Genomic DNA, 242 nt, shown 5'->3' on the forward strand with positions numbered 1-242 from the left:
GTACGATGCAGCGGGCCTGCCCGGCTGCGGCCACGTCGCGCGGGGGGTCGGCGGTGATGGCGGCGACCGAGAGCAGGCGGCGCTCGGGGCCGTCCCATTCCGACCACAGGCAGGCGATCAACCGATCGCGCGGTGGCTGCGGGCGGATTTCGAGCACCAGGTACTGTGGATTGTCGCCCGGTGCCTGGCTGCGCTGTTCCAGCGCTTGGCGGGGCACGTGTTCGGAGAACGATTGCACGACG

1 pseudogene is annotated in these 242 nt (G+C 71.1%); it reads right to left on the reverse strand.

Annotation, left to right across the window (positions count from 1 at the left end):
- Nucleotides 1-217, reverse strand: a pseudogene (locus ACQG3P_RS22410) (SOS response-associated peptidase family protein); the annotation flags it as partial.
- Between the last annotated feature and the right edge of the window lie 25 nt (nucleotides 218-242).

The sequence above is a fragment of the Stenotrophomonas sp. SrG genome, from assembly GCF_050031795.1.
Taxonomy (GTDB): domain Bacteria; phylum Pseudomonadota; class Gammaproteobacteria; order Xanthomonadales; family Xanthomonadaceae; genus Stenotrophomonas; species Stenotrophomonas rhizophila_A.